Origin of the sequence: Psychroserpens mesophilus (assembly GCF_050617655.1) — a bacterium.
GTDB lineage: Bacteria > Bacteroidota > Bacteroidia > Flavobacteriales > Flavobacteriaceae > Psychroserpens > Psychroserpens mesophilus_A.
Genome location: NZ_JBODQC010000459.1, coordinates 1 through 240 on the forward strand (window position 1 = coordinate 1; position 240 = coordinate 240).

At 71.2% G+C, this 240-nt stretch carries 1 protein-coding gene; it reads right to left on the reverse strand.

All coding sequences use genetic code 11. The annotated features are described in order from the left end of the window. Positions 1 to 240, reverse strand: a 240-nt coding sequence (locus ACRHNM_RS17985) for an AraC family ligand binding domain-containing protein (RefSeq protein ID WP_431137998.1), incomplete at both ends; no start/stop codon positions are given.

Genomic DNA, 240 nt, shown 5'->3' on the forward strand with positions numbered 1-240 from the left:
GGATGTTCGAATTCAAAACCGCGGGCGGCCGGCAGCGCGTCGGCCGCGTCCGCCACCACCGAGGGATCCAGGTACAGCAACTGCCAGGCGCGTTCGCCGCCGATCGGCGCGCCGTCATGCACCTCGCCGGGATTGACCGTGATGACGTGGCCCGGGCCGGCCTCGACCTGGCCTCGGCCGCTGTGCGACACCTGCGCCCCGTGGCGGATCACGCCGATGCCGTACTGGTCGTGCGTATGC